This window comes from Pigmentibacter ruber (assembly GCF_009792895.1).
GTDB lineage: Bacteria > Bdellovibrionota_B > Oligoflexia > Silvanigrellales > Silvanigrellaceae > Silvanigrella > Silvanigrella rubra.
The window spans coordinates 194,960-218,210 of sequence record NZ_WSSC01000001.1; the positions used below are offsets into that span (position 1 = coordinate 194,960).

Sequence of the window (23,251 nt, forward strand, 5' to 3'; positions counted from 1 at the left end):
GTTATTCATGTTTAAGTTGGATATGAATTTCCTTTAATTGCTTTTCAGATACAGAGCTTGGTGCTTTCATCAAAAGATCCATTGCTTTTTGGTTTAATGGAAAAGCTATTACTTCCCGAATATTTGGTTCATTTAAAAGTAACATGATCATTCTATCGATACCAGGAGCTATTCCACCATGTGGAGGGGCACCAAAGGCAAAAGCATTCCATAATGCACCAAATTTATTTTCTACGTCTGATTCTGAATATCCAGCAATTTCAAAAGCTTTTTTCATGACATCACGCCTGTGATTGCGAATCGCTCCAGAGGATAATTCAATTCCATTACATACCAGATCATATTGGAATGCTAAAATATCAAGTGGATTTTTATTTTGGAGAGCTTCCATACCTCCTTGTGGCATAGAAAATGGGTTGTGTGAAAAATCTATTTTTTGCTCGTCTTCATTGAATTCATACATAGGAAAGTCAACTATCCAGGCAAAAGCCCAACTGCTTTCATCTTTTAAATTTAATTTTTCGGCGAAATAATTTCTTATTTTTCCGCCTGCAGTTTGGGATTTTAATTTTTCTTTTCCAATAATAAAAATGACAGTGTCATTAGGTTCAAGCTTAAGTTGATTACCAAGCGCTTTCTTTTCTGCATCACTTAATTGTTTTGCGATTGATCCCTTCCATTCGCCGTCTTTTACTGCAAGCCAAGGAAGTCCACCAAGTCCAACGTCTTTTGCATAGGCATCGGCATCATCAAAAAACTTTCGACTTTGTTGAGCAGAATTTGGTAAAACAATTGCTCTAATAATGCCTTTGCTTTCAAGAATATTTTTAAAAACTGCAAATTGCGTGTGAGCAAAAGTTTCTTCTACATTTTGCATTTCTAAACCATAGCGTAAATCTGGTTTATCAATACCGTATTTATCCATTGCATCATGCCAAGGGATGCAAGGAAATTTTCTATTTGCTTTAATGTACTTATCTTGAAATTTGCTTAAAGGTAGAATTTTTCGTTGAGAAAACTGATTATTCTCAAATAATCCAATCATTAGCTCTTCAATTACATTAAAGACATCATCCTGAGTGACAAAGCTCATTTCCACATCTAATTGGTAAAACTCTCCAGGTGCTCTATCAGCTCTGGGGTCTTCATCGCGAAAGCATGGAGCAATTTGAAAATATTTGTCAAATCCAGAGCACATTAATAACTGTTTGAATTGCTGAGGTGCTTGAGGCAGAGCATAAAATTGGCCTGGGTGTAACCGGCTTGGTACAAGAAAGTCACGTGCTCCTTCAGGGGAACTACTCGTTAAAATTGGAGTATTGAATTCATTAAATCCTAATGAGTGCATTTTTTCACGAATGTATCGAATTACTTGGCATCGAAATAAAATATTTCTATGCATTTTTTCTGTACGTAAATCTAAAAAACGATATGAAAGTCTTGTATCTTCACTTTCTTGTTTAGGATTATGCGCAATTGGAAAAGGTAAAATATCGGAAGGAGACTCTACTTGAAAAAAATCAGCAATGACTTCAATTTCTCCAGTAGGAATTTTTTGATTTATAGCACCTTCACGTTTTGCTACAATTCCTTTAATTTGAATAACTGATTCTTGTCTTACCTGGCTAGCTTCATTAAAAAAAGATGAGTTTGGGTGAATCACAATTTGAGTAATGCCAAAGTTGTCTCGTATATCTATAAAAATAAGACCGCCTAAATCTCGTTTTGAATGCACCCAACCCATTAAAGTGACTTTTTGATGAATAAAATTGAGATTGAGTTCAGAGCAATTATGCGAACGAAGATTCTGCATTTTCAAATACCTTTCGAATAATATAAAAGATAACTAAAATTATATAGCATAAATATATTCACTGTCATAGTGAAGTAAAAAACAGATATTTAAAGAAATCTAACCACTTTTCCAAATTTTTTCGATAATTATTTTTTCTTGTTTTGAGAATTCATCCCACTTAGAAAGAATAAGATCTGGGCGATTACGTGCGGTTACTTTTAATTGCTCTTTGCGATTAAATTCTTTTATTTTTTTGTGATCTCCAGAGAGTAAAACTTTGGGTATAGAAAGCCCATGAAATTCTTCAGGATGCGTGTATTGCGGAGCTTCAAGGAGCCCATCTTCAAAACTGTCTAAGAGAGCACTTTCTTCATTCCCTAAAACACCAGGTATAAAACGAGTTACAGAATCAATCAGACACATTGCAGGTAATTCCCCGCCGGAAAGAACAAAATCACCTATACTGATGTTAATATCTGCATATTCTAATTCTAATCGATGATCGAAACCAGCATATCTTCCACATAAGAGAATTAAATGAGATTTTTTTGCAAGTGTTTTAGCAAGGTTGGAATCAAATATTTTTCCAGATGGGGTTAAATTTATTACAAAAGCATCTGGAGATAAAACAGATAATAAGGCCTTTTCCGCAATGTCAGCTCTGAGCACCATTCCATCCCCGCCACCAGCAGGCTGTTTATCCACATTTTTCCGTGGATGATCTGAAAAATCTCTTAAAAATACTGTATTAAGAGAAACTTGTTGGTTTTTTATAGCACGTGCAATAATTCCTTCATTTTGTAGAGGAAGAAACATTTCGGGAAATAAAGTTATGACAGAAAATTTGAGATTACTGTTCACTCGGAGTCTTCCTCAAGAAATTCTGGAACATATTTTATCTCAATTTTTTGTTCACTTTCAGAAATATGTGTGACGAAATTATCTAAAAATGGATATAAAAAAACCTTTCGATACTTATTAACATAAATTTCTAGATTATCTTGCGCTCCAAAAGAGGAAACTCCTTCAATTGTGCCAATAAGACCTTTATTTTCAGTGTAAACTTTAAAACCTATGAGCTTACCTACTATAAATTCTCCTTCATCTAATGAAATTTCGCTTTCATGGACATAAATATTTTTATTATAAAGAGGTTCTATTTCTTCACGAGTGGCAAAGCCTTCAAGATGTACTGCCAGCGCTTGTCCACTATTATAAGTTTTTGCGACTTTGGTCTCAAAAAAGCCTTCAGACATTTGAATTAAAAGCTTTTTATAACCATCCCACTCGGTTCGTCTGTCTGGTGTTTTCAAAAAAAATGCGCCCTTCAAACCGTGAGGGCGACCTACCTGCGCAAATTGAATATATCCCTTTTGTCGCAGCAAATTTTCTTCTTCTAAATTAAATTTTTTCATCATGACTCTGGATCTTTTAAAAACGCACTTAAAGCTGATTCCATATCAGTCTTTGTTATGTATCCCAGTTCTACAAAGATTTGTCCAATAGGTCGAATGTTTTTTTGCTGAATTGATAGCAGTTGAGCCACATCTTCATCTTTTAGCATTCCGAGCGCGACAGCTATTTCTCCAAAAGGTTTGCCCATTTCAGCTTGCTTATTCAGGATTTGGAAGATTTGTTCAACAGTTAGTTTGCCTTCATTTAGCGCAATTCTCCCGATCGGTAACCATGTTTGCTTTTGAATATCTAATGCTGTCATAACTTGTCCTGGCGTTACATATCCTTTTTTTACAAGATAGGATCCAAAAAGCTGCATATGAACCTCGTAAAATCAATTGCGCCTGTGAAATCGGCAAAATTTTCTTAATGAACTTGTCGACAAGATACATGAGAAAATTAGAGGAAAGGAAGGATAATTGGCAAATGTTGTCACCATATATAAAACTTAATGATAATTGTGGGTTATGTTCTAGGTTGCGTTTAGCAAACAGCGATAAAGACTTTCTTTTTGATGGTGGTCATAATCTCTACATATTTAAAAGTCCTTTTGCTGAAAAATGGCCAGGGGCTTTAATGCCTATTTTTAAAAGACATATATATGAACAATCTGATATCCGGCCTTCAGATTTACCGGATACTCTGCATACATTAGTCTGTTTAGAAAAAGCATTGCGTAAAGTAACAAATTGTAAACGGATAAATTTAGTCAAATTTGCAAATATAAGTCATCATTTGCATTGGCATTTAATTCCAAGATATCATAATGAAATATATTCCAATAAATGTTCTTGGGAATTAGAAAATGTTCCAAGAGAAAAAATATATTCAAAAATTGAAGAATCATTATTTGAAGACACTTCTTTATATGAAAAAATAAGATCGCAAGCTTTATTTGAAATAAATAATAGAAGTTCTCCATATTTTGGTTGTGCTTTATTTTTAAGACCATGCGAACTTGAATTAAGAAGCAAAATTTTTACACTTGATTTGGATGAAATTATAAAATTAGCAAGAGATAATCCTGAAAAATGGGAATGCTTATTAATGAAGAGAAATTATCATGATTTTGCATGGGACTTTATTGGTGGCAATTGTGAAGTTAATGAATATCCTGAGTTTGGCATGATTCGTGAAGTAAAAGAAGAAGTTGGTTGGAATATTACTAGATATAAAGAAGTCACAAGACAATGGAAAATGGGTGCTATTAAAGGAATTGTTTATTTAGCTATACCAGAAAATCAACATTATATGGATGATGAACCAGAGAGAGTCCATTGTGCCGAGGTAGAAACTGTTAAATATTTTAATTTAGTTGAAATAATGAATAGCCCAAATTTTGTTGATAGTGTAAAAGGCAGAATTAAAGCATTTATTGAAAATAAAGCAGACTTTGATAGTATTGACTCTTAATTATTTTATACTAGTAGTCTCTATGCAACAATTTGCTGCCTTATTTTAATTTGTGATTTCATATCCAATGTTAGCTGTAAATCTCTATGTAAATTTTTCGTAAGGAGAGATTTATGGTTGATCTGTTATCTACTGAAATTCTTGCAAGAATTCAGTTTGCTTTAACCATCATGTTTCATTATTTATTTCCTCCACTTTCAATTGGCTTGGGATTAATATTAGTTTTTACTGAAGGAATGTATTTAAAAACTAAAAATCCTATTTATGAAATCATAACAAAGTTTTGGGTTAAAATTTTTGCTGTAAATTTTGCAATGGGTGTTGCTTCAGGTTTGGTCATGGAATTTCAATTTGGGACTAACTGGGCCTCATATTCAAGATTTGTAGGTGACATTTTTGGTTCTGCCTTAGCTGCAGAAGGTATTTTTGCTTTTTTCTTAGAATCAGGTTTTTTAGCTATTCTTGTTTTTGGTTGGGATCGTGTAAGTCCTAAAATGCATTTCTTTTCAACTGTAATGGTTTGTTTAGGTTCAATGTTTTCTGCAGTTTGGATTATTATTGCCAACGCCTGGATGCAAACACCTGCCGGATATCATTTGATTGGTGAGGGGTTACAAACAAAAGCAGTGATAGATGATTTTTGGGCTATGGTTTTCAACCCTTCCAGTATGCGTATGCTTGTTCATGCAATCATTGGTTGTTGGCTAATGGGCGCATTTTTTGTCATGAGTATTTGTGCCTGGTATATTTTACAAAATAGACATCTTGAGGTTGCTAAAAAATCATTTAAAATTGCTTTAATTTTAGGTTTTGTGGGTTCTTTACTTGCAGCAACTTCTGGGCATTTTTTAGCTGAAAGGGTAGCAGAAACTCAGCCAGCAAAAATGGCTGCTATGGAAGGTCATTTTCATACAGGAACTGGTGGAGCTCCATTATATTTATTTGGTATTCCTAATAGTGAAAAAGAAACAGTTGAATATGGAATCAAAATTCCAGGCGGCTTAAGTTTTTTACTCCATGGCAATTTTTCAACTCCAGTTATAGGCTTGGATCAATTTAAACCAGAAGATCGTCCTCCCATTGGAATTACTTTTCAAACATATCACATCATGATTTCACTTGGGATGTATATGTTATTTATTACATCACTTTCTATGTTACTTCTTAAGTTTAATAAACTTTATACAAATAAATGGTTAATGAAAATATATACTATCTCTGTTTTAGCACCAATTATTGCAAACCAAGCGGGTTGGATAGCTACAGAAGTAGGGAGGCAACCTTGGATTGTATATGGTTTAATGCGAACTCCTGATGGGTTATCAAAATCTGTTAAAGCTGAAGAAATTTTAATTTCAATTATACTTTTTACGATTATTTATTTGTTACTTTTGTTTGTTTGGATTTTTGTAATTAATAACAAAATAAAGCATGGTCCTGATAATGAAATAAAAGAAAAATTAGGAATAAATAAGTTATAAGAGGTTAAAATGGATTTACATATTTTTTGGTTTGTAACATTAGGAATTCTATTAGCTGGATATGCTATTTTAGATGGCTTTGATTTAGGGGTTGGAATTTTACATCCTCTCGCTAAAACCAATCATGAAAAAAGATTGTTTCTTAATTCAATCGGGCCTTTTTGGGATGGTAATGAAGTTTGGTTAGTAACATTTGGAGGTGCTTTATTTGCAGCTTTTCCAGATGCATATGCGACAGCTTTTTCAGGTTTTTATCTTCCGTTTATGCTGTTACTTTTTGCGTTAATATTTAGAGCTGTTTCTATTGAATTTAGAAGTAAGCATGAATCGCAAATTTGGCAAAGTTTTTGGGACTGGAGTTTTTTTGCTGCTAGTGTGCTGGCGACTTTTTTGTTTGGAGTTGCTGTTGGAAATTGTTTAAGTGGCATTCTGGTAGGATCTGATAAAGAATACGCAGGGACAGTATTTGATTTGCTAAATCCTTATTCAATTATCACAGGTATCTTAGCAATAACTGCTTTTGCTATGCATGGATCTATTTATTTATATTTAAAACTTGAGGGTGAATTAAAGGAGAGAGTACATCGATGGATATGGCATACCTTTGGTTGTTTTATAGTCTGTTATATATTTACCACTATCTACACATTAGTTTTTATACCAAGAGCTTTGCATAATTTTGAAGAACATCCTTGGCTTTGGATAATTGTTGTTATTAACGTTCTTTCAATAGCTAACATTCCTAGAGCAGTTTTTTTAGGAAAAGCTGGCTATGCATTCCTTTCATCTTCTTTTACTCTTCTTGCATTTACAAGTTTATTTGGTGCAGCATTATTTCCTAATTTAATCACATCAAGTATATCTTCAGATTATAGTTTAACAATTTATAATTCCGCTTCATCTGAAAAAACGTTATTTATTATGCAAATAATAGCTTTCTGTGGAATGCCTTTTGTTTTATCTTATACTGCAATTATATATTGGGTATTTCGTGGGAAAGTGAAATTAGGTAAATTTAGTTATTAAATAATTAATTTTCCTCTTTTGTTTTGTTGTGATTATAGGGACAATGTTGGCACCCGCATTTACAACAAAACCCTCTTTTTAAATGATATTCCTTAGTAAAAACCATATTTCCATCTTCATTAATATAGTAATCGACCTCAGCAATGAGTTCAATTTTTTTTGGGCTATGCATAATAAACTCACAGAAAAATATATTAAATTGGTAAAATAGTTTTATTTATAATCACTGCAGTGATTATAAATACTGAATGTATTATAATAAAATAATAAATGCAATGGCTTAAATAAGTTTGAAATAATTAGAAATAAAAAAGTAAATAAAACTTATAAAATATTTAATTCCAAATTCAACTGTGACTTTTGGGAGAATTGAGGTCTGGATTTTATTTTTAGTTAAAAGTTTAAAAAAATACAATTTTTAATTTTTAAAAATTTTAATAATTAAAGATATTTACTCTTTAACCCCCTTTCATGTATAATTTATAGCTGAAGTTTACTAGCCAGAATCGATAGGAAGAAATTTGCAAGTCGCTTTTGATGTGTTAATTACATTTTAAGATTTTATGAACAAGGAAATACTTTGTTCAACTTTTTAACGCCGTGGAGTGTATCATGACCATGCTCAAGATTCATAGTCAAAAGTGGTTAAGTGAAGTCGAATTATTAGATTCCGATTTAGAACCTTCTGAGTATTTAAAACCTGCTAACATAGAGAAATTTTTTGCGGGTATTACTGATTCAAATGCGCAAGGAAATGCAAAAAGAGGGATTCTGGATGAAATATCTAAGGGTCTTGAAAATACTGTATCGTGGTTTTTGTCACAAATGCCTCCCCTTTATTTATGGTCAACTTCGCAACAAGCAATAATGGATGACATATTGGAAATAGTATCGGGAAAAGTTCTTGCTGAGAAGCAAGTTGCAGAAAGATATTCAGCATCTTCCCAAACTATAACGTTAATTGCCCCAGGTGAACATTCATCCGCAACAGTGAAGATAGCTTCCCTTTTATATCGTCACCATGCAAAAAATGCTAGATTGTTTAATACATTAGATAAAAAAATAGGTTTATGTGAACTTTATCAAGCTCCATATAACAATTCTGCTACTTGGGAATCTAAAAATGCTAAAGATAAACTTGATTCTTTAAAAACAATACTAGCAAGCAAATCAAGAGTGATGGTCGATGCCTTTATCCAATCATTGGACAAGGACTATGTTGAAATAGCGACTGTTAAACAAATGGCAATTGCATACGAAGCTGTTAATTATAACATAGAAAATGAAAATACGTTTGTAAATTTAACTACTATTGTAGATGAGCAAACAAAAGATGCGCGTGTGCGAGTAGATATCTGTTTAAAACATTTTCCTGTTCATGCAGCAATGGAAAATATCATCGGTATTTTTACAAGATATAATTTTCAAGTAAGAAGACTTCTTGCTAATGAAATAAATATGCCAAATAATCAAAAGTTTACAGTTCTACATCTGATAGCTGCTAGCCCTACTGGAGAAGTAATCACCGATAATATGAAAGCTTGGGGAAAAGTTTTAAAAAGTTTAAAAACTCTTTCTTATGTTGATCATGGAGATGAATTTTCCAATTTATTATTAGGTGACAGTCCATTTAGCCTTAATGAAACAAACCTAGTTAGAGCAATGGCAAATTGGGTTCATATTTTCTTAACTAAGCAGAACCCTTATTACTATTCAACTGATAGAGTTTCAAAAGTAATTGCAAATAATTTTAACTATATGGAATATTGTATTCGTTACTTTAGAGCTAGATTTGATCCACGTTTTGAAGGTGATAGAAAAAAAGAAGCAGCAGTTTTTTATGATTATATAAAAGCTATTTATTCTGATTTAAATGATATTGTTGAAAAAAATATTCTAAAAGAAGGATTAAACTTTCTATCACATATTTTAAAAACAAATTATTTTTTAATATCAAAAGGTGGTTTAACATTCCGCATGGATCCAACCATTTTAGATAAACAATATTATCCAGAAACACCATATGGTATTTTTTATATGATTGGTAGAAATTTTAGGGCATTTCAAGTGCGTTACCGCGATATTTCACGCGGTGGAATGCGAGTTGTTATGCCGAGAAATTCTGGCGATTATGAAAATGCTTTGGCAGGTATATTTGATGAGGTTAATGGCCTTGCATCAGCTCAGCAGTTGAAAAATAAAGACATTCCTGAAGGCGGAAGTAAATGTGTGATGGTTGTCCGTCCTGGTGGAGATAAAAATGAAGCTGTGAAAGCTGCAATTTCAGGATTGTTAGATTTAATAGTAACAGATCCTAAAACTGGTGTACTTGCTGATGGTATTATTGATTATTACGGTAAAGATGAAATTATTTATCTTGGACCAGATGAAAATTTAACTGATGATCTTATTGTTTGGATTATTCAACACGCTTTACATAGAAAATATAAATATGCATATGCATTTATGTCATCTAAACCTGATTTTGGAATCAATCATAAAACATATGGTGTTACCTCAGAAGGTGTGAATGTTTATGTTGACAATGTGTTACGTTATTTAGGGTTACAAAATTCAAACTTTAGAGTCAAAATGACAGGCGGACCAGATGGAGATGTTGCTGGGAACGAGTTGAATATTTTGTACCGTGAATATGGTGAGCGTTGCCGTGTTATAGCTATAGGTGATGGCTTTGGAGCGGCATACGATCCTAAAGGACTCAATTGGCAAGAATTGCTTAGATTATTTAAAGAATCAAAATCTATTGTTGAGTTTAATCCTAATAAACTTAGTGGAGATTCTAAAGCATTTGTCATTGCGGCTAATACTAAAGAAAATACAAGAATTAGAGACAGCCTATATGCTACTGCAGAAGCTGAAATTTTTATTCCAGCAGGAGGTAGACCCTATACTGTTAAAGAAAGTAACTGGGATAAGTATTTATTACCGAATGGTAGACCAAGTTCACTTGCAATAGTAGAAGGTGCAAACATCTTCTTTACAAAAGAAGCAAGACAAAAAATTGTTGATAGTGGAGTTGTTGTCATAAAAGACAGTTCAGCTAATAAAGCAGGTGTGAGTTGTTCTTCTTATGAAATAATTGCCTGTTTGACAATTCTGCCAGAAGAATTTGCTGAAATTAAAGATATATATGTTAAGCAAGTTTTAGACATAATAAGAAGAAATGCAGATTTAGAAGCTAAACTCTTATTTAGAGAATGGTTAAAAAATAAAAATGAAACTGATTTAGTTAAGTTAAGCTATGAAATATCAGCTGAAATTAATCAAGCAAAAGATATATTGTTAAATAAACTAAATGAACTTAGTGATGAAGAATTATCAGCTGGTAAATTTACATTTGTTCTAATGAAACACTGTCCTAAAGTTCTAGTTGAAAAATATAAAGACAGAATTCTTAATAGACTACCAAGAGCACATAAAATAGCTATTTTAAGTGCACATATGGCAAGTCATGTGATCTATAGAGAAGGACTTAATTGGCTAGAATCTATGGAAACAGAACAAATTTTTAAGGTAGCTCTTGATTATATAGACGCAGAACGTAACATTGAAAAAATGGTAGCTGAGTTGCAACAAAGTAACCTATCATTTAAAGATGAAATAGTTGAAGTTTTAAAAGTCGCTGGTGCTAAGTATCTCGCATCTAGTAAAGCATAAAAGTTAAGCTTAGCGACTTACTATCAAAGGAGTGCGCTTTGCTTAATACTATTAAAAAGAAAAATATTTTTTTTATATTAGCTTTACTCGGTTGTTTATTGATTTTGACTCCTTATTTAATTCCAATATTAATTGGGATTTCCTTAGCGTATTTATATGAACCTCTATTAGAAAAAATTATTTACAAATATGATTTAAAAAAAGAAATTTGGAAAATTATTATAAGTTTATTTTTAGTTGTTCTAACTCTTGCAGCAATTATTGCTCCTTTTTTAACACTTATCTCTTCAGGATTTCAAGAATTAAGTGCTTTAATAAATTCTTTGGATACAGATTTAAAAAATCCAAATTTTATAAAAGAATCATCTGATAATTTAAGTGTATTTTTAGACAAATTTTCAATTCACTACACATCTGATGAACTTTTACTAAAAGGAACAGAAATTTTAAAGAAAGCTGGTACTTTTTTAGTTTCATGGTTTGGTACTGCAATCACTGGTACACCAGGAATGATTTTAAAATTTATAATATTTATTTTGACTTGGTTTTTCTTTTTAATTTATGGAAAACATTATAGAAATATTATTTTGCCTAAAATAATTCCTTGGGAAAAAGAACGAATTCTCATAGGAACTAGTATTTCTGCAGTTTTAAAAGCATTAATTGTTGCAAATGTTTTAGTTTCTTCCTTACAAGCAATTTTAATAACGTCTTCTTTAGCTTTTTTTGGAATACCGAGATTTGCTTTACTAGGAATTATTGCCTTTTTTTCATCATTCATCCCAATCATTGGAACTGCGCCAATTATGCTTGGGGCGGCTGCTTGGTGTTATTTTAGCCAAGGTCGCCTTGGAGCTACAATTGGGATAATCTTATGTTCTGTTTTGATAAGTATAGTTGATAATTTAATGCGTCCTTTATTAATGAAAGGCGGGGTGAATTTAAACTTTTTTTGGATGTTTTTAGCTATTCTTGGAGGTATGTCGCAGTTTGGTATAGTTGGTGCAGTTCTTGGGCCAGCATTTTTTACTCTTTTTATTGCGTTTTTAAAGTATGATGAAAATGATAATAATGCTGAAATTGTAAAACAAATAGATGAAAATCCCCCCAATCCGTGATCAAACTCACTTTATTTAAATTAAATCATTAAATTATTTTCTTTTTTTACAGTCTCCTGTAAGTAAGATTAGTTACTTGTTTAAGGATGATGTAGGGTACTTCTCTTAAATACTATAGGTTCATAATGATCAGTAAAAATAAGAAAAATAAGATACTTTTTCAAGATGCTTCGTTTGTATTAGAAGATAATTTTCCTTCTCAATACTTTGGAGTTGCTATATTTGATATAGATGGTGATAATGATCCTGAAATTTTAATCGCAAATGCTAGTGGAAGTAATATAATCTATAAGTATAATCAAGAATCCCAAACGTTTATAAATATAGCTCCTGAAAATTTTCAAGCCAAAAAGTATGCAACAATAAGCTTATGTGTTGGTGATTTTTTGGGAAATGGAACTCCGTCCATTTATATGCTACATTCTGATACTTTTGCAGGTATGAAAACTCAATATGATAGTTTATTTGTACCTATACAAGCTTCAGATGACAAATTACTTTTAAAAGATTATCTAGGAAAAAAATCCCAATTAAGTAATCCATATGCTGGACGTAGTGTTGCCGCTGTTGATTATAATGGGGATGGCAAACATGCCTTTTATGTTGTAAACTACAATGCTCCAAGTCTATTTTATAGCTATGATAAGGAAAAACAACAAATTGAAGAATTATCTATGCAACTTGGAATTAGGCAATTTGCTGGTGGAAGAAGTGTATTAGCGCAATACATAACTAATAATAATGCAATTGATATTTTTATCGGCAATGAGAATGATCCTAATGCTTTGTTTTCAAAACAAAATTCAAAAGAATATGTTGAAGTGGCTTCAAAATATGAGCTAACAGATAAAGAAAACCATGCTAGAGGAATTGCTGTAGCTGATTTTGAAGGGAATGGACTCGCAGATTTAGTAATAGGAACATGGGAAGGTGAAAATTCTATATTTTTTCAAACGAAAGAAGGAGAATTTGAAAATCTTTCTCCAGCATTATTTTGTGAACCGAGAAGTATTAGAAGTATCATCGTTGCAGATTTTGATAATGATGGAAATGAAGAAATCTTTATCAATACAAACAGAAATAAAAATAAAATGTTGAGATATTTAGGAAATAAAGAATGGGAAGAGTTGGATATCGGCTCTATGGCAAGTAAACACATCAATGGCACAGGTGCAGCTGTAGGTGATCTTACAGGCAATGGATTTTTAGATATTTTTATTACAGTTGGAGACTTACTACCTGGTGAGAATAAACTCTTTCTTGGAGTTCCAAATGGAAATCACTGGCTAAGAATTCAGCCACTTACAAAAAATGGTTTTCCAGCCTTAGGGGCAAAAGTTAGACTACATGTAAAAAATTTTAAAACCCAAACTAAATTTATATGCTCTGGAAGTGGATATTTGTGTCAAATGGAGCCAGTAGCGCATTTTGGATTGGGACCGAATGAACCAGTTATTGAAAAAATTGAAGTTACTTGGCCTGGAAATGGGTTAGAGCCTCCTCCTACCCGAGTTATTCCTGGTCATCAGGTTAATTTTAATTCCTTTATTCAGATACCATTTCCAAAGGTTTAAGAAAGAAAATTTAAATGGATTTGTCGACTAATCAGAAACTAGATATTGAATATCAAGAATCGTTAAAATATTGCTTAACCATACTTCCTAATGTTTCGAGATCTTTTGCGATTGGGATTGAGTTTTTATCAGGAGAGTTACAAAATTCTGTTCTTATTGGATACCTACTTTGTAGAATAATTGATACGATAGAAGATGATAAAGATTTAGATGTCTCTTTAAAAGAAAAATTTTTACAAGAGTTTCCCAAGTGCTTTGAAAATGATTTTCTTTTAAAAGAGTATCAAAATCTCGCAAAAAAATTATCAGGAGATAAACAACATATTAATTTACTTGAAAATCTTGATAAAGTCTTCGTTGTTTTTAAAAATCTAAAAGAAGAATCAAAGGAAGTTCTAAAGAAGTGCGTGATTGAGATGGCATATGGTATGGCTGATTTTGTCAGGCGTTATCCAAAAGGAATAAGAATATCTTCCGTTGAAGAGTATAAAAAATATTGTTACTATGTTGCAGGAACTGTTGGTGTATTATTAACAGATCTTTGGTTTATTCATGGCCGTTGCATAACTGTTCAAAAATTAAAACAATTAAATGAAAACTCCATATTATTTGGTGAAGCTTTACAAACAGTAAATATTCTAAAAGATATTGTTTGGGACGCTAATAATGAAAATTCAATTTATATACCCGAAAATTTATTAAAAAAGTATGGTTTAGATCATTCTAATTTTTTACTCCCAGAAAAAAAACAGCAATCTGGCTTAGCAATAAAAGAAATGCTAATGTTGGCAAAAAATGATGTTAGTTACTCATTAGAGTATGTTAAAACATTACCATTAGCTAATTTTCGAATAAGATTTTTTTGTATTTTTCCTTTACTTTTAGCTATTGCAACATTCAACGAAATTCAAAAATCTGATAGTATTATTTTTTCTGAAAAAATTATTAAAGTTTCTAGAAAGCGAGTCTTCTATATTAAAATTTATTCTATTCTCGCTTCCCTTTTTAATTTTCTATTGAGTGATAGGTTATTAAATAAGATTTATTTTTTAAAGTAACAAATATTTTCTTGACATAAATATGGAATTTAAATATTGTGAACAAACAAAATAAAATTTTAAAAAGCGAGAAAATTATGAAAAAAATAACTTTAATAGCTATGTTTGTTGCAATTAGTCCAATTTTTTTTACATCACTTGCACATGCTCAGTATTTTAAACCTACTATTGATGGTTCTTGGCTTTACTCAAGCTCTTATAAATCAATTGTTGCAGAAAATGGGATATTTTGTAGTTGCCATATTAAACCTAAGATGTGTAAAAATAAGAAATATTTAGATAGTAATAAGTAAAGTAATATTGACATCTATTTTTTGAACTTCTCATTCTTTTTCAGTAGGCTTAAAGAACAATCTATAACAGAGAAAAATGATGAGTTCAAATCCATTTAGCTATTGTGAAAATCTTAAGACTAGTGATTTTTCATATGTCCAAGAATTTGGTATTTTTTTAGCATTTAAAAAACATGATTTTACAATAGTTTCGCTTTCGGAAAATATTGAGAATATAGCAAACTTAAAAGCTTCATTACTAATTGGAAAAAATATATCGGCTTATGTTATTGATGATAGCTTTGAAAAAATAAAAAACATAGCTTTAAATTTCCAAGAAAACAGTAATAATTTAAATTACTATATTGCTGAAATTAAGTTTTGTTTTTCAGAAAATTCAAGTGTATTAAAAGAATGTTACTTTTATCAAAATGAAAACTTAATTATTATCGAAATTTTTAATGAATATAGAGCGAAAGATAATGATATTGTAACAGGATTAGTTTCTAATTTTAATAGATTTATTTCTACACCTCAATATGATGATAATGAAAAATTAGTACATGATATTTGTAAATTAGTTAAAGAAATTACAAACTATGACAGAGTTTATTACTGCCATTTCGGAGAAGATGAACATGGATATGTAATTGGTGAAGCAAAAAGTGATACTTGTGAGTCAATTCTTCATCATCATTTTCCAGCTTCAGACGTTCCATTTACTGTCAGAAATTTATATCTAACAAATAGAATGAGAATTATTCCGAATGCAAATTATAAAGAATTTAAAATTATTGGAGAAATTGAACAGTTTAAATTAGATCTTTCTTTAGTTAGAACTATTGGTAAAACCCATATTCAATATATCAAAAATATGGGAATTTCTTCTTCAGCATCATTTAGTGTAATTAGTGGAAATAGATTAGCTGGGTTAATTGGATGTCATAATTATACACCAAAAGAAATTTCTTTATTTATAATGAATAAGTTAAGTAACTTAATAGAGCATATTTCAACAAAATTTGAAATTAATAATTTAAAAAAAAATAATATTTATCGTGATGACATTTTAAAAGAGTTTATAGGCCATTTTGTAAATTGTAATTTTCATTTACAAAATATGAGAGAAACTCATTTTGAATGTTTAAAAAATGCAATAAAATTTGATTATATAATTTTTGGGAATAGTAATAAGATAAATATATCTGATAAATTAAAAAATAATATTCCTTTAAGTGAAATTAAAAAATTAATTACTGAATTAAATAAAGAAAAAATTTTTTTTACTAATGAAGTTAAAAAATATAATAATTTTTTAAATGGAATATCTGATATTTCTGGTGTAATGCTTTTTAATATAGAAGAAAAATTTGGTGATTTTATTATGCTTGTAAGAAAAGAGCAAATAGAAACAGTAAAATGGAGTGGTAATCCAAATGATTATAGTGAGTCTAATGGTCAAATAGGCCCTAGAAAATCTTTTGATACATGGTATCAAGAAGTTAAAAGTAAAAGTGAAGTTTGGAGTAAGTCTGATATATTTTATTTCGAAAAAATTAAATCCTTGATTTCTGAAGAAAGATCTAAATATCTTTCTAATTTAGAAATAAATAATCAAATTCTTCAAGAAAAAAATAGGCAAATTGAAATACTATTAAGTGAAGTACATCATAGAGTGAAAAATAACTTATCAATACTTAATGCATTATTTGATTGGAAAATTAGAGAATCTGGGATTTCAGAAGTAACTAGCACTTTAAAAGAAATGAAAAGCAGAGTTACTTCAATCAGTTTACTTCATGAATCTTTATATCAGGAAAATAATTATGGAGTTTTGGATTTAAAAAAGTATATCCAAAATTTATCAATTTTCACGAAAAGTATATATAAAGATACTAAGAATTTAGATATAAATATTAAAATTCCTAATAATACAAAAATTCCTCTACAACAATCACTTCCTTTTGGTTTAATTGTTCATGAATTTATAACTAATTCAATAAAATATGCTTTTAAATCAATTGAAAAGCCATTAATAATTATAGATTGGAAAGAATCAGATCAATATGTTCTATTTTCATTAAGTGATAATGGTATTGGTTGTAAGGATCTAATTAAAGAAGGAAGGAAATCAATAGGAATTGAATTAATTAAAATGTTAATAAAGCAATTAGACGGATTATTTGAATGGGATGGTGAAAATGGAGTTAAAATTGAGATAAAATTTTTTAAGAGGAAGTGTTCATGGTTGGAAATGAAAACATAGTAAAGAAAAAAATATTAATTGTTGAAGACGAAGCAATACTTGCAAAAAACTTGGAAGATATACTAACTGATTTAAACTATCAAGTTGTAGGTATTGCGGATAACTCAATGAAAGCAATTATGCAGTTTTTTATGCATAATCCAGATCTTATACTAATGGATATTCATTTAAAAGGACAAGATGATGGAATAAAAACTGCTGAAATAATATTAGAGCAAAAACTTGTACCAATTATTTTTATTACTGCTAATCAAGATGCCGCAACATTTAATAGAGCTAAAATGAATGGTGCATATGGTTATGTATTAAAACCTTTTCAAGAAAGAGAATTACAAATAGTAATAGAAATAGCTTTTTCTCAATTTGAAGATAAAATTAAAATATTGAAGTTAGAAAATTTAATAAGTAACGTAGAACGTTTAAATGCAGTTGATACCTTCGCGTCAGGATTTATTCATGCAATCAACACTTCATTAACACAAATATTTATGGCTTATAATACACTAAAAAATGAGCAAGTTTTATCCACTAATTTGAATGTCATAACAGCCTTAAATTTAATAGACTCTGCATCAAATTCTATAAAATCTACAGTAAAAAATTATAATCATTTACTTGATTCACTAGAGCTAGATGCTCCAAGTAGTTTTACAATATTTGAAGGTTGTAAAGAGGCTTTAGATATATGCAAATATTATGCTTTATCGAAAAAGGTATTAATTAGAGAATTAAAAGGTTCTAAACAAATTCATATTTATACTTCAAGATCAGTTTTGTTTTTATCTTTAGTCAATGTGTTAAAAACAATTTGTGATTTTATTCAAAATCAATCCGATTCATGGATTGAGATAAATTGGGAAGAAAATACTGCTAAAGATGAAAGATTAATTAAATTGTCATTTAGTGGTGAGCTATTAGATTCAGAAGTTATAGAAAATATTTTTAATCCACACTCCGAAAATAATGATAAAATAAAGTTAAATAAATTTGCATTGGTTACAACAAAAAATTTATTAGAAAAGTGTAATAGTGATTTATTTCTTGAGATAGATAAAGAAGTGAATTGTTTTGTAATAAAAGTTAAAATTCAACAAAAAAATTGATTCAAAGAACATCATACACAATTTATTCTTTTTAATTAAATAGAATATTTAATAATAGCTATCTATTAACATTTTTTAGATTTTTTCTAGTTAATTTATAAAAAACTTATTGACTATCTAGTCAAACTAAATTATAAATAGAATGTTCTTTTAATCATGTCCTTCCTAATTCAGATCTCTTATATATATAAAGTAGGTGTCACCATGAATATATATTCAATCATCAAAGTTTCTATCGCAATTTCTGCATGTGGAATATTTATTCTAGCAAATACAAGTTTACTAAAGTCAGAAGAAGATAAAAAAATAACTGAATCTTCAAGTGAGAAAAAAGTAATTAAATATATTGTTAGTAAAAATTCTTATTTTTAATAAATACAAAGGAAATTGTATGAATGTTAGGACATTTTTTATTTTGATTTTATTTTTTATTTCTTTGTTTTTTTATTTGCATTCTAATTAATAGAATAAGCATTAGAGGATGATTAAAGAACAGGCGCAGTTACTGGAAAAAGCCAATAGCTGCGCCTCCTTCTGTGCGAGGATCAGTAAATCCAAAATACTGTTTATTTATTTCTTTTACTTCTGCTGCTTGCAAAGACCCAAAAGGTTCACTTAACTTTATTTTATGACCCATTTTTAGCATTTTTTCTAAAGTATCTGAACTAGTTCCCTCCTCATAGAAAAAAATATCAGGCCATAATTGATTATGAAATTTTGGAGTTGCAATACATGTAGCAATATTTTTATGATAATCTATATATCTAACTATAAAATTAAAAACTTGTGAAATAATTCTGCTCCCACCTGGCGCTCCTACAACCAAAATAGGTTCAGATTTCTCATTTAATATAATTGTTGGGCTCATAGAACTTAAAGGTCTCTTTTGAGGTGCTATAATATTTTTTTCACCTTGAACTAAGCCATAAGAATTAGCACTACCTAATTTTGCTGTAAAATCTCCCATCTCATTGTTAAGTAAAAAGCCTGCCCCTTTTACCACTTTTCCATTCCCAAAAGAAAAGTTTAAAGTATAGGTGTTTGATACCATGTTACCTTCACTATCAATAATTGAAAAATGAGTTGTATTAATTTCTTCTTTTTTAGAGTCTTTTGATTTTTCTATGCTAATAGAAGGAGTATGTTTGGAAAGATTGATTTTTTTAGCAATTTGTTTTGCATATGCTTTATTAGTTAATTTATCTAAAGGATTTTTTACAAAATTAGGATCTCCTAGCTTACTATTTCTGTCAAAATAAGCATAACTCATTATTTCATTCATTAAATGAAAATATTTAGCACTGTTTAATGGGTAATATTTTAGATCAAAATTTTCTAATATATTTAACATTTCAATTATAGTAACACCACCAGAACTAGGAGGGGGGACGGAATAAATATTATAATTTTTATACTTACCATGCACAGGGTTTTGTTCTTCTAAATTATATTTAGTTAAATCTTCTAACGAAATAATACCCCCATTATTTTTCATATCTTCTGCTATTTTATTTGCAGTTTCTCCTTTATAAAAGCCGTCATCACCTAATTCAGAAATCAATTTTAATGTTTTTGCTAAATCTTGTTGAATTAACTTATCACCAACTTTTAAAGGTTTTCCATTCTTAAAAAAAATTTTTTTAGTTTCTTCACTTGTAGAAAGAAGATCTTCAGATTCAATTAATGACTGAGCAAGGGCATGTGAAACTATAAATCCATTTTCAGCCAATTCAATTGCTGGTTGAATAACTTTATTAAGAGGAAGTTTACCATATTTTTTTAGCGCATAATTGAGACCTAAAACAGTTCCTGGCACTCCTGATGACAAATAGCTTTTATCTAATTTTTCAGTGTCTAAATTTCCATTAGCTGATAAAAACATATTCTTACTAGCTAAAAATGGAGCTTTCTCGCGGTAATTGATGTTTATAGCTCTTTTTTCTTTATTTAGCCAAATCATCATAAAGCCTCCCCCGCCAATATTTCCAGCCTCAGGTAATGTCACTGCTAAAGCATATCCAACAGCAACAGCTGCATCTATCGCATTTCCTCCTTGACGAAGAATTTCTACTCCTATTTTTGAAGCTAGTTCTTCTTCGCTTACTACTATTCCGTTTTTTCCAAAAATTGGCTTAAATATTTCTGTGTTTTTATTGGTATTTTGAAATTGTGAGGAATCAATTTTCGAGAAAGAAGGATGAACGTAAAGAGAATTTAATAATATTAATTTTAACAAAAAATATGCTATTTTTTTCATTAGATTTTTCCTTATAATTTTATAGAGAACATAGTATAAAATTAAAAAAATTTCAATTCTGATTTTATTTAAATTAGTTACATAAAATAAAAAATTAGTGAATAAATGAAATATTTTATTAACTTTGATCTAGTTTGATATTATAGCTGGAAAAACTGCTTAAATCATTTAATTAATTGAATAATATTTAGTAATTTTTTTTATTTATTGGAAATTTAAATTTATACTTTTTTTGTATTATATTGATATTATTAATTTTTATTAACTAAAAATAAAGTAAATAATTCTTGTTTAGCAAGTAAAAATAATTTAATGAGTATGTTCTTTTTATTTTTGAAGGAGTTTGTATGTTCAAATTATATATAACTGTAATAATTAGTTTTTTAATGTTATCGTTAAATGCGAGTGCTGAAGAATCTGAAAAAAATGAATCCAAAAAAATCAATTTAGATATTTATGGCTATTTTGGATATACTTCTATGTCATTACAAGATAAAGATATTAATGGAGAAAGTCCAAATTTAACAGGCTCTAATCTTACTGTTGGTGGTTTGTATACTATCCAAACAAATACAAAAATTAAGCCTGTTGTTGGATTAGCATTACAGGGTACATACGTTACAGGTGATTATAAGAATGATGTAGGAGATAAGTGGAAAGTTAGATATAATTATTCAGCAATTTTAGCAAATGCAGGTATAAAATATAATATTAATGAAAAATTTAATTTTATTGGTTTGGGTAGCTTAGGTACAACGACTAGAGATGAATATGAATACGAAAGACCAATTGGATATCCAGGCAATTTATTTACTACAACAGATATTTCTAATCACTATATCTATAGTGTTAATTTAATGGGATTATATAAATTTGGAGACCTTTTTAGTATGGGTGCTAATGCTACTTTGGGTATGCATACTATGGAGCAAAAATTTAGAAAAGAAAGTAAAGATCTAACTTACTTTGAAAAATCAATAAACTTATTATTTATGTGGTCAATCTAAAACTTTATACTATATAAATTTTTAAAACTCCTCTTTTATATTTTTTATAAACGAGGAGTTTTTTTATCCAATCTATTTATTTTAATTATTAAAAATTGTTGACTTCTCTATATTATTATATATAATAAAAAAAATTTAAAATAAAATATATTAGGAGTCCACTATGACTCAAAAGCAAATAAAAACCTATCAAGATTTATTGATCAATGAATATAGAAATTTACTTGGAAAAAAAAATTTAATTGCAGGATATCCTGAAAATCAAAGATTTAATTATAAATTTTTAAATAAATTTTTTCGCTTATCAATTAATAATGTTGGAGATTCTTTTCAAGCCTCAAATTATCCATTAAATACTCTTAAATTTGAAGCAGATGTAATAAAATATTTTTCGGCACTTTATAATAAAAAAAAGGATTATTGGGGATATATTACATCAGGAGGAACTGAAAGTAATTTATTTGCTATTCACCTAGCAAGAACAAAATTTCAAAATGGAATTGTTTTATACAGTTCACATAGTCACTATAGCATAATGAAGGCAATAGCCGTTACTAGAAGTCAAAATTCATTAATTTCTGTCCAAGAAAATGGAGAAATTGATTATTTTGATTTTGAAAGAAATGTTTTAAAGTATAGAAAAAGACCATTAATTATAGTTTTAAATATTGGTACGACAATTACTGGTGCAATTGATAGAGTGGAAAATGTTAAAATTATTCTCCAGAACCATAATATAGAAAAGTACTATATTCATTGCGATGCAGCTTTACATGGATTTATTCTACCTTTTTGTAAACATTCTTTAAATCTTTCACTCGATAAAATTGATAGTTTATCTATAAGTGGACATAAATTTATTGGTTCTCCAATACCTTGTGGGATTTTTTTAACTCATTTTAAATTAAAAAAAATGATTGAAAAAAATATTGATTACTTGCGAGCTTATGATAGTACCTTACTAGGATCAAGAGAAGGATTATCTTCATTAATATTATGGACAGCTATTCAGCAAAAAACAAAACAAGATTTTCAGAACATAGTAAAATATTGCCTAAAACTAGCAGAATATGCAGTACAAAAAATGGTAAAATTTGGAATTCATGCTTGGGTTAATAATTTTTCACCAATTGTAGTGTTTCCAAAACCAAACGAAAAAATAATAAAAAAGTGGTCTATAGCAACTTATCAAAATATAGCGCATATTATTACAATGCCGCATATGACAAAAAAAAGTATTGATAAACTAATTGCCGACCTACAAATTGACATGAAACAAAATGGTTTTTTGTAAAAAATAATTTATGTAATAATCATTTTGTTTACTTAATAAGGGAGGTATTAAATGAAGCTTCGATCAACTTTTGCAATTTTTGCTACGATCCTTTTCACTTTTGCACATCTATCTGTGTTAGCTGCACCAGGCGGCGGCGGTGGCGGCGGTGGCGGCGGTGGCGGCGGTGGTAAAGGAGGTTCTGGTGGCGGCGGTGGCGGCGGACCAGGTGGTGGTAAAGGAGGTTCCGGTGGTGGCGGACAAGGCGGGCAAGGCGGACCTGGCGGACCTGGCGGACCTGGCGGACAAGGAAATGAAGCTGGAAGAGCTGGAGACAAAGGCAAAGGCGGTGATGATAAGGGCAAAGGCGGTGATGACAAGGGCAAAGGCGGTGATGACAAGGGCAAAGGCGGTGATGACAAGGGCAAAGGCGGTGATAGTAATGGACAGCAATCACAAAGTCCATCCTAAATAA

At 29.9% G+C, this 23,251-nt stretch carries 20 protein-coding genes; 14 read left to right on the forward strand and 6 right to left on the reverse strand.

Annotation, left to right across the window (positions count from 1 at the left end):
• Position 1: 1 nt before the first annotated feature.
• The 4 genes from aspS to GOY08_RS00860 all read right to left on the reverse strand — a co-directional run bounded on the left by aspS (position 2) and on the right by GOY08_RS00860 (position 3,569).
• Positions 2–1,813, reverse strand: a complete 1,812-nt coding sequence (gene aspS / locus GOY08_RS00845) for an aspartate--tRNA ligase (RefSeq protein ID WP_158996673.1) — start codon at positions 1,811–1,813, stop codon at positions 2–4.
• A 99-nt stretch (positions 1,814–1,912) separates the two neighbouring features.
• Positions 1,913–2,656, reverse strand: a complete 744-nt coding sequence (gene trmD / locus GOY08_RS00850; RefSeq protein WP_202914004.1) for a tRNA (guanosine(37)-N1)-methyltransferase TrmD — start codon at positions 2,654–2,656, stop codon at positions 1,913–1,915.
• A complete protein-coding gene (gene rimM / locus GOY08_RS00855; protein ID WP_158996674.1) occupies positions 2,653–3,213 on the reverse strand; it encodes a ribosome maturation factor RimM in 561 nt (186 codons plus the stop codon). Before rimM ends, trmD begins: the two co-directional genes overlap by 4 nt.
• On the reverse strand, positions 3,210–3,569 hold the full coding sequence (locus GOY08_RS00860; RefSeq protein WP_158996675.1) for a hypothetical protein: 360 nt from the start codon (positions 3,567–3,569) through the stop codon (positions 3,210–3,212). Before GOY08_RS00860 ends, rimM begins: the two co-directional genes overlap by 4 nt.
• 107 nt (positions 3,570–3,676) lie before the next feature.
• Here GOY08_RS00860 and GOY08_RS00865 point away from each other — a divergent pair, with 107 nt between their 5' ends.
• From GOY08_RS00865 to cydB, 3 genes are all read left to right on the forward strand, one after another.
• Positions 3,677–4,663, forward strand: a complete 987-nt coding sequence (locus GOY08_RS00865; RefSeq protein ID WP_158996676.1) for an NUDIX domain-containing protein — start codon at positions 3,677–3,679, stop codon at positions 4,661–4,663.
• Between the two features lie 113 nt (positions 4,664–4,776).
• On the forward strand, positions 4,777–6,144 hold the full coding sequence (locus GOY08_RS00870; RefSeq protein WP_158996677.1) for a cytochrome ubiquinol oxidase subunit I: 1,368 nt from the start codon (positions 4,777–4,779) through the stop codon (positions 6,142–6,144).
• A gap of 9 nt (positions 6,145–6,153) precedes the next feature.
• Complete coding sequence (gene cydB / locus GOY08_RS00875) at positions 6,154–7,170, forward strand: cytochrome d ubiquinol oxidase subunit II (protein ID WP_158996678.1); 1,017 nt, start codon at positions 6,154–6,156, stop codon at positions 7,168–7,170.
• Between the two features lie 4 nt (positions 7,171–7,174).
• Here the strand turns inward: cydB and GOY08_RS00880 are convergent, their stop codons facing one another.
• The gene (locus GOY08_RS00880; protein WP_158996679.1) at positions 7,175–7,342 is read right to left on the reverse strand and encodes a DUF5522 domain-containing protein; all 168 of its coding nucleotides are present in this window, start codon (positions 7,340–7,342) and stop codon (positions 7,175–7,177) included.
• A 440-nt stretch (positions 7,343–7,782) separates the two neighbouring features.
• Here GOY08_RS00880 and GOY08_RS00885 point away from each other — a divergent pair, with 440 nt between their 5' ends.
• From GOY08_RS00885 to GOY08_RS00920, 8 genes are all read left to right on the forward strand, one after another.
• Positions 7,783–10,848 (forward strand): NAD-glutamate dehydrogenase domain-containing protein, encoded by a 3,066-nt coding sequence (locus tag GOY08_RS00885; protein ID WP_158996680.1) that lies wholly within the window; start codon positions 7,783–7,785, stop codon positions 10,846–10,848.
• 38 nt (positions 10,849–10,886) lie between these two features.
• Entirely contained in the window at positions 10,887–11,966 is a 1,080-nt protein-coding gene (locus GOY08_RS00890) for an AI-2E family transporter (protein WP_158996681.1), read from the forward strand.
• A 125-nt stretch (positions 11,967–12,091) separates the two neighbouring features.
• The gene (locus tag GOY08_RS00895; RefSeq protein ID WP_158996682.1) at positions 12,092–13,540 is read left to right on the forward strand and encodes a CRTAC1 family protein; all 1,449 of its coding nucleotides are present in this window, start codon (positions 12,092–12,094) and stop codon (positions 13,538–13,540) included.
• Between the two features lie 14 nt (positions 13,541–13,554).
• Entirely contained in the window at positions 13,555–14,598 is a 1,044-nt protein-coding gene (locus GOY08_RS00900) for a squalene/phytoene synthase family protein (RefSeq protein ID WP_158996683.1), read from the forward strand.
• 77 nt (positions 14,599–14,675) lie between these two features.
• Positions 14,676–14,891, forward strand: a complete 216-nt coding sequence (locus GOY08_RS00905) for a hypothetical protein (protein WP_158996684.1) — start codon at positions 14,676–14,678, stop codon at positions 14,889–14,891.
• A 76-nt stretch (positions 14,892–14,967) separates the two neighbouring features.
• Entirely contained in the window at positions 14,968–17,136 is a 2,169-nt protein-coding gene (locus GOY08_RS00910) for a histidine kinase dimerization/phosphoacceptor domain -containing protein (RefSeq protein WP_158996685.1), read from the forward strand.
• Positions 17,115–18,239, forward strand: coding sequence for a response regulator (locus GOY08_RS00915; protein WP_158996686.1), 1,125 nt, complete (start codon positions 17,115–17,117; stop codon positions 18,237–18,239). Before GOY08_RS00910 ends, GOY08_RS00915 begins: the two co-directional genes overlap by 22 nt.
• Before the next feature lie 204 nt (positions 18,240–18,443).
• A complete protein-coding gene (locus GOY08_RS00920; RefSeq protein WP_158996687.1) occupies positions 18,444–18,611 on the forward strand; it encodes a hypothetical protein in 168 nt (55 codons plus the stop codon).
• A gap of 130 nt (positions 18,612–18,741) precedes the next feature.
• On the opposite strand, the gene ggt is transcribed toward GOY08_RS00920, so the two are convergent.
• Positions 18,742–20,496, reverse strand: a complete 1,755-nt coding sequence (gene ggt, locus GOY08_RS00925) for a gamma-glutamyltransferase (protein WP_202914005.1) — start codon at positions 20,494–20,496, stop codon at positions 18,742–18,744.
• Positions 20,497–20,843: 347 nt separating this feature from the next.
• Between ggt and GOY08_RS00930 the strand changes: the two genes are divergently transcribed.
• From GOY08_RS00930 to GOY08_RS00940, 3 genes are all read left to right on the forward strand, one after another.
• Positions 20,844–21,503: a transporter gene (locus tag GOY08_RS00930; protein WP_158996688.1), complete on the forward strand. Its 660-nt coding sequence runs from the start codon at positions 20,844–20,846 to the stop codon at positions 21,501–21,503.
• A 163-nt stretch (positions 21,504–21,666) separates the two neighbouring features.
• On the forward strand, positions 21,667–22,797 hold the full coding sequence (locus GOY08_RS00935; protein WP_158996689.1) for a histidine decarboxylase: 1,131 nt from the start codon (positions 21,667–21,669) through the stop codon (positions 22,795–22,797).
• A gap of 51 nt (positions 22,798–22,848) precedes the next feature.
• A complete protein-coding gene (locus tag GOY08_RS00940) occupies positions 22,849–23,247 on the forward strand; it encodes a hypothetical protein (protein ID WP_158996690.1) in 399 nt (132 codons plus the stop codon).
• Positions 23,248–23,251 lie beyond the last annotated feature (4 nt).

Excerpts from the sequence above, each read along its gene's own strand:
- aspS (WP_158996673.1), bottom strand. The coding sequence starts at position 1,813 with ATGCAGAATCTTCGTTCGCATAATTGCTCTGAACTCAATCTCAATTTT.
- rimM (WP_158996674.1), bottom strand. The coding sequence starts at position 3,213 with ATGATGAAAAAATTTAATTTAGAAGAAGAAAATTTGCTGCGACAAAAG.
- GOY08_RS00860 (WP_158996675.1), bottom strand. The coding sequence starts at position 3,569 with ATGCAGCTTTTTGGATCCTATCTTGTAAAAAAAGGATATGTAACGCCA.
- GOY08_RS00865 (WP_158996676.1), top strand. The coding sequence starts at position 3,677 with ATGTTGTCACCATATATAAAACTTAATGATAATTGTGGGTTATGTTCT.
- GOY08_RS00870 (WP_158996677.1), top strand. The coding sequence starts at position 4,777 with ATGGTTGATCTGTTATCTACTGAAATTCTTGCAAGAATTCAGTTTGCT.
- cydB (WP_158996678.1), top strand. The coding sequence starts at position 6,154 with ATGGATTTACATATTTTTTGGTTTGTAACATTAGGAATTCTATTAGCT.
- GOY08_RS00880 (WP_158996679.1), bottom strand. The coding sequence starts at position 7,342 with ATGCATAGCCCAAAAAAAATTGAACTCATTGCTGAGGTCGATTACTAT.
- GOY08_RS00885 (WP_158996680.1), top strand. The coding sequence starts at position 7,783 with ATGACCATGCTCAAGATTCATAGTCAAAAGTGGTTAAGTGAAGTCGAA.
- GOY08_RS00895 (WP_158996682.1), top strand. The coding sequence starts at position 12,092 with ATGATCAGTAAAAATAAGAAAAATAAGATACTTTTTCAAGATGCTTCG.
- GOY08_RS00900 (WP_158996683.1), top strand. The coding sequence starts at position 13,555 with ATGGATTTGTCGACTAATCAGAAACTAGATATTGAATATCAAGAATCG.
- GOY08_RS00905 (WP_158996684.1), top strand. The coding sequence starts at position 14,676 with ATGAAAAAAATAACTTTAATAGCTATGTTTGTTGCAATTAGTCCAATT.
- GOY08_RS00910 (WP_158996685.1), top strand. The coding sequence starts at position 14,968 with ATGATGAGTTCAAATCCATTTAGCTATTGTGAAAATCTTAAGACTAGT.
- GOY08_RS00915 (WP_158996686.1), top strand. The coding sequence starts at position 17,115 with ATGGTTGGAAATGAAAACATAGTAAAGAAAAAAATATTAATTGTTGAA.
- GOY08_RS00920 (WP_158996687.1), top strand. The coding sequence starts at position 18,444 with ATGAATATATATTCAATCATCAAAGTTTCTATCGCAATTTCTGCATGT.
- ggt (WP_202914005.1), bottom strand. The coding sequence starts at position 20,496 with ATGAAAAAAATAGCATATTTTTTGTTAAAATTAATATTATTAAATTCT.
- GOY08_RS00930 (WP_158996688.1), top strand. The coding sequence starts at position 20,844 with ATGTTCAAATTATATATAACTGTAATAATTAGTTTTTTAATGTTATCG.
- GOY08_RS00935 (WP_158996689.1), top strand. The coding sequence starts at position 21,667 with ATGACTCAAAAGCAAATAAAAACCTATCAAGATTTATTGATCAATGAA.
- GOY08_RS00940 (WP_158996690.1), top strand. The coding sequence starts at position 22,849 with ATGAAGCTTCGATCAACTTTTGCAATTTTTGCTACGATCCTTTTCACT.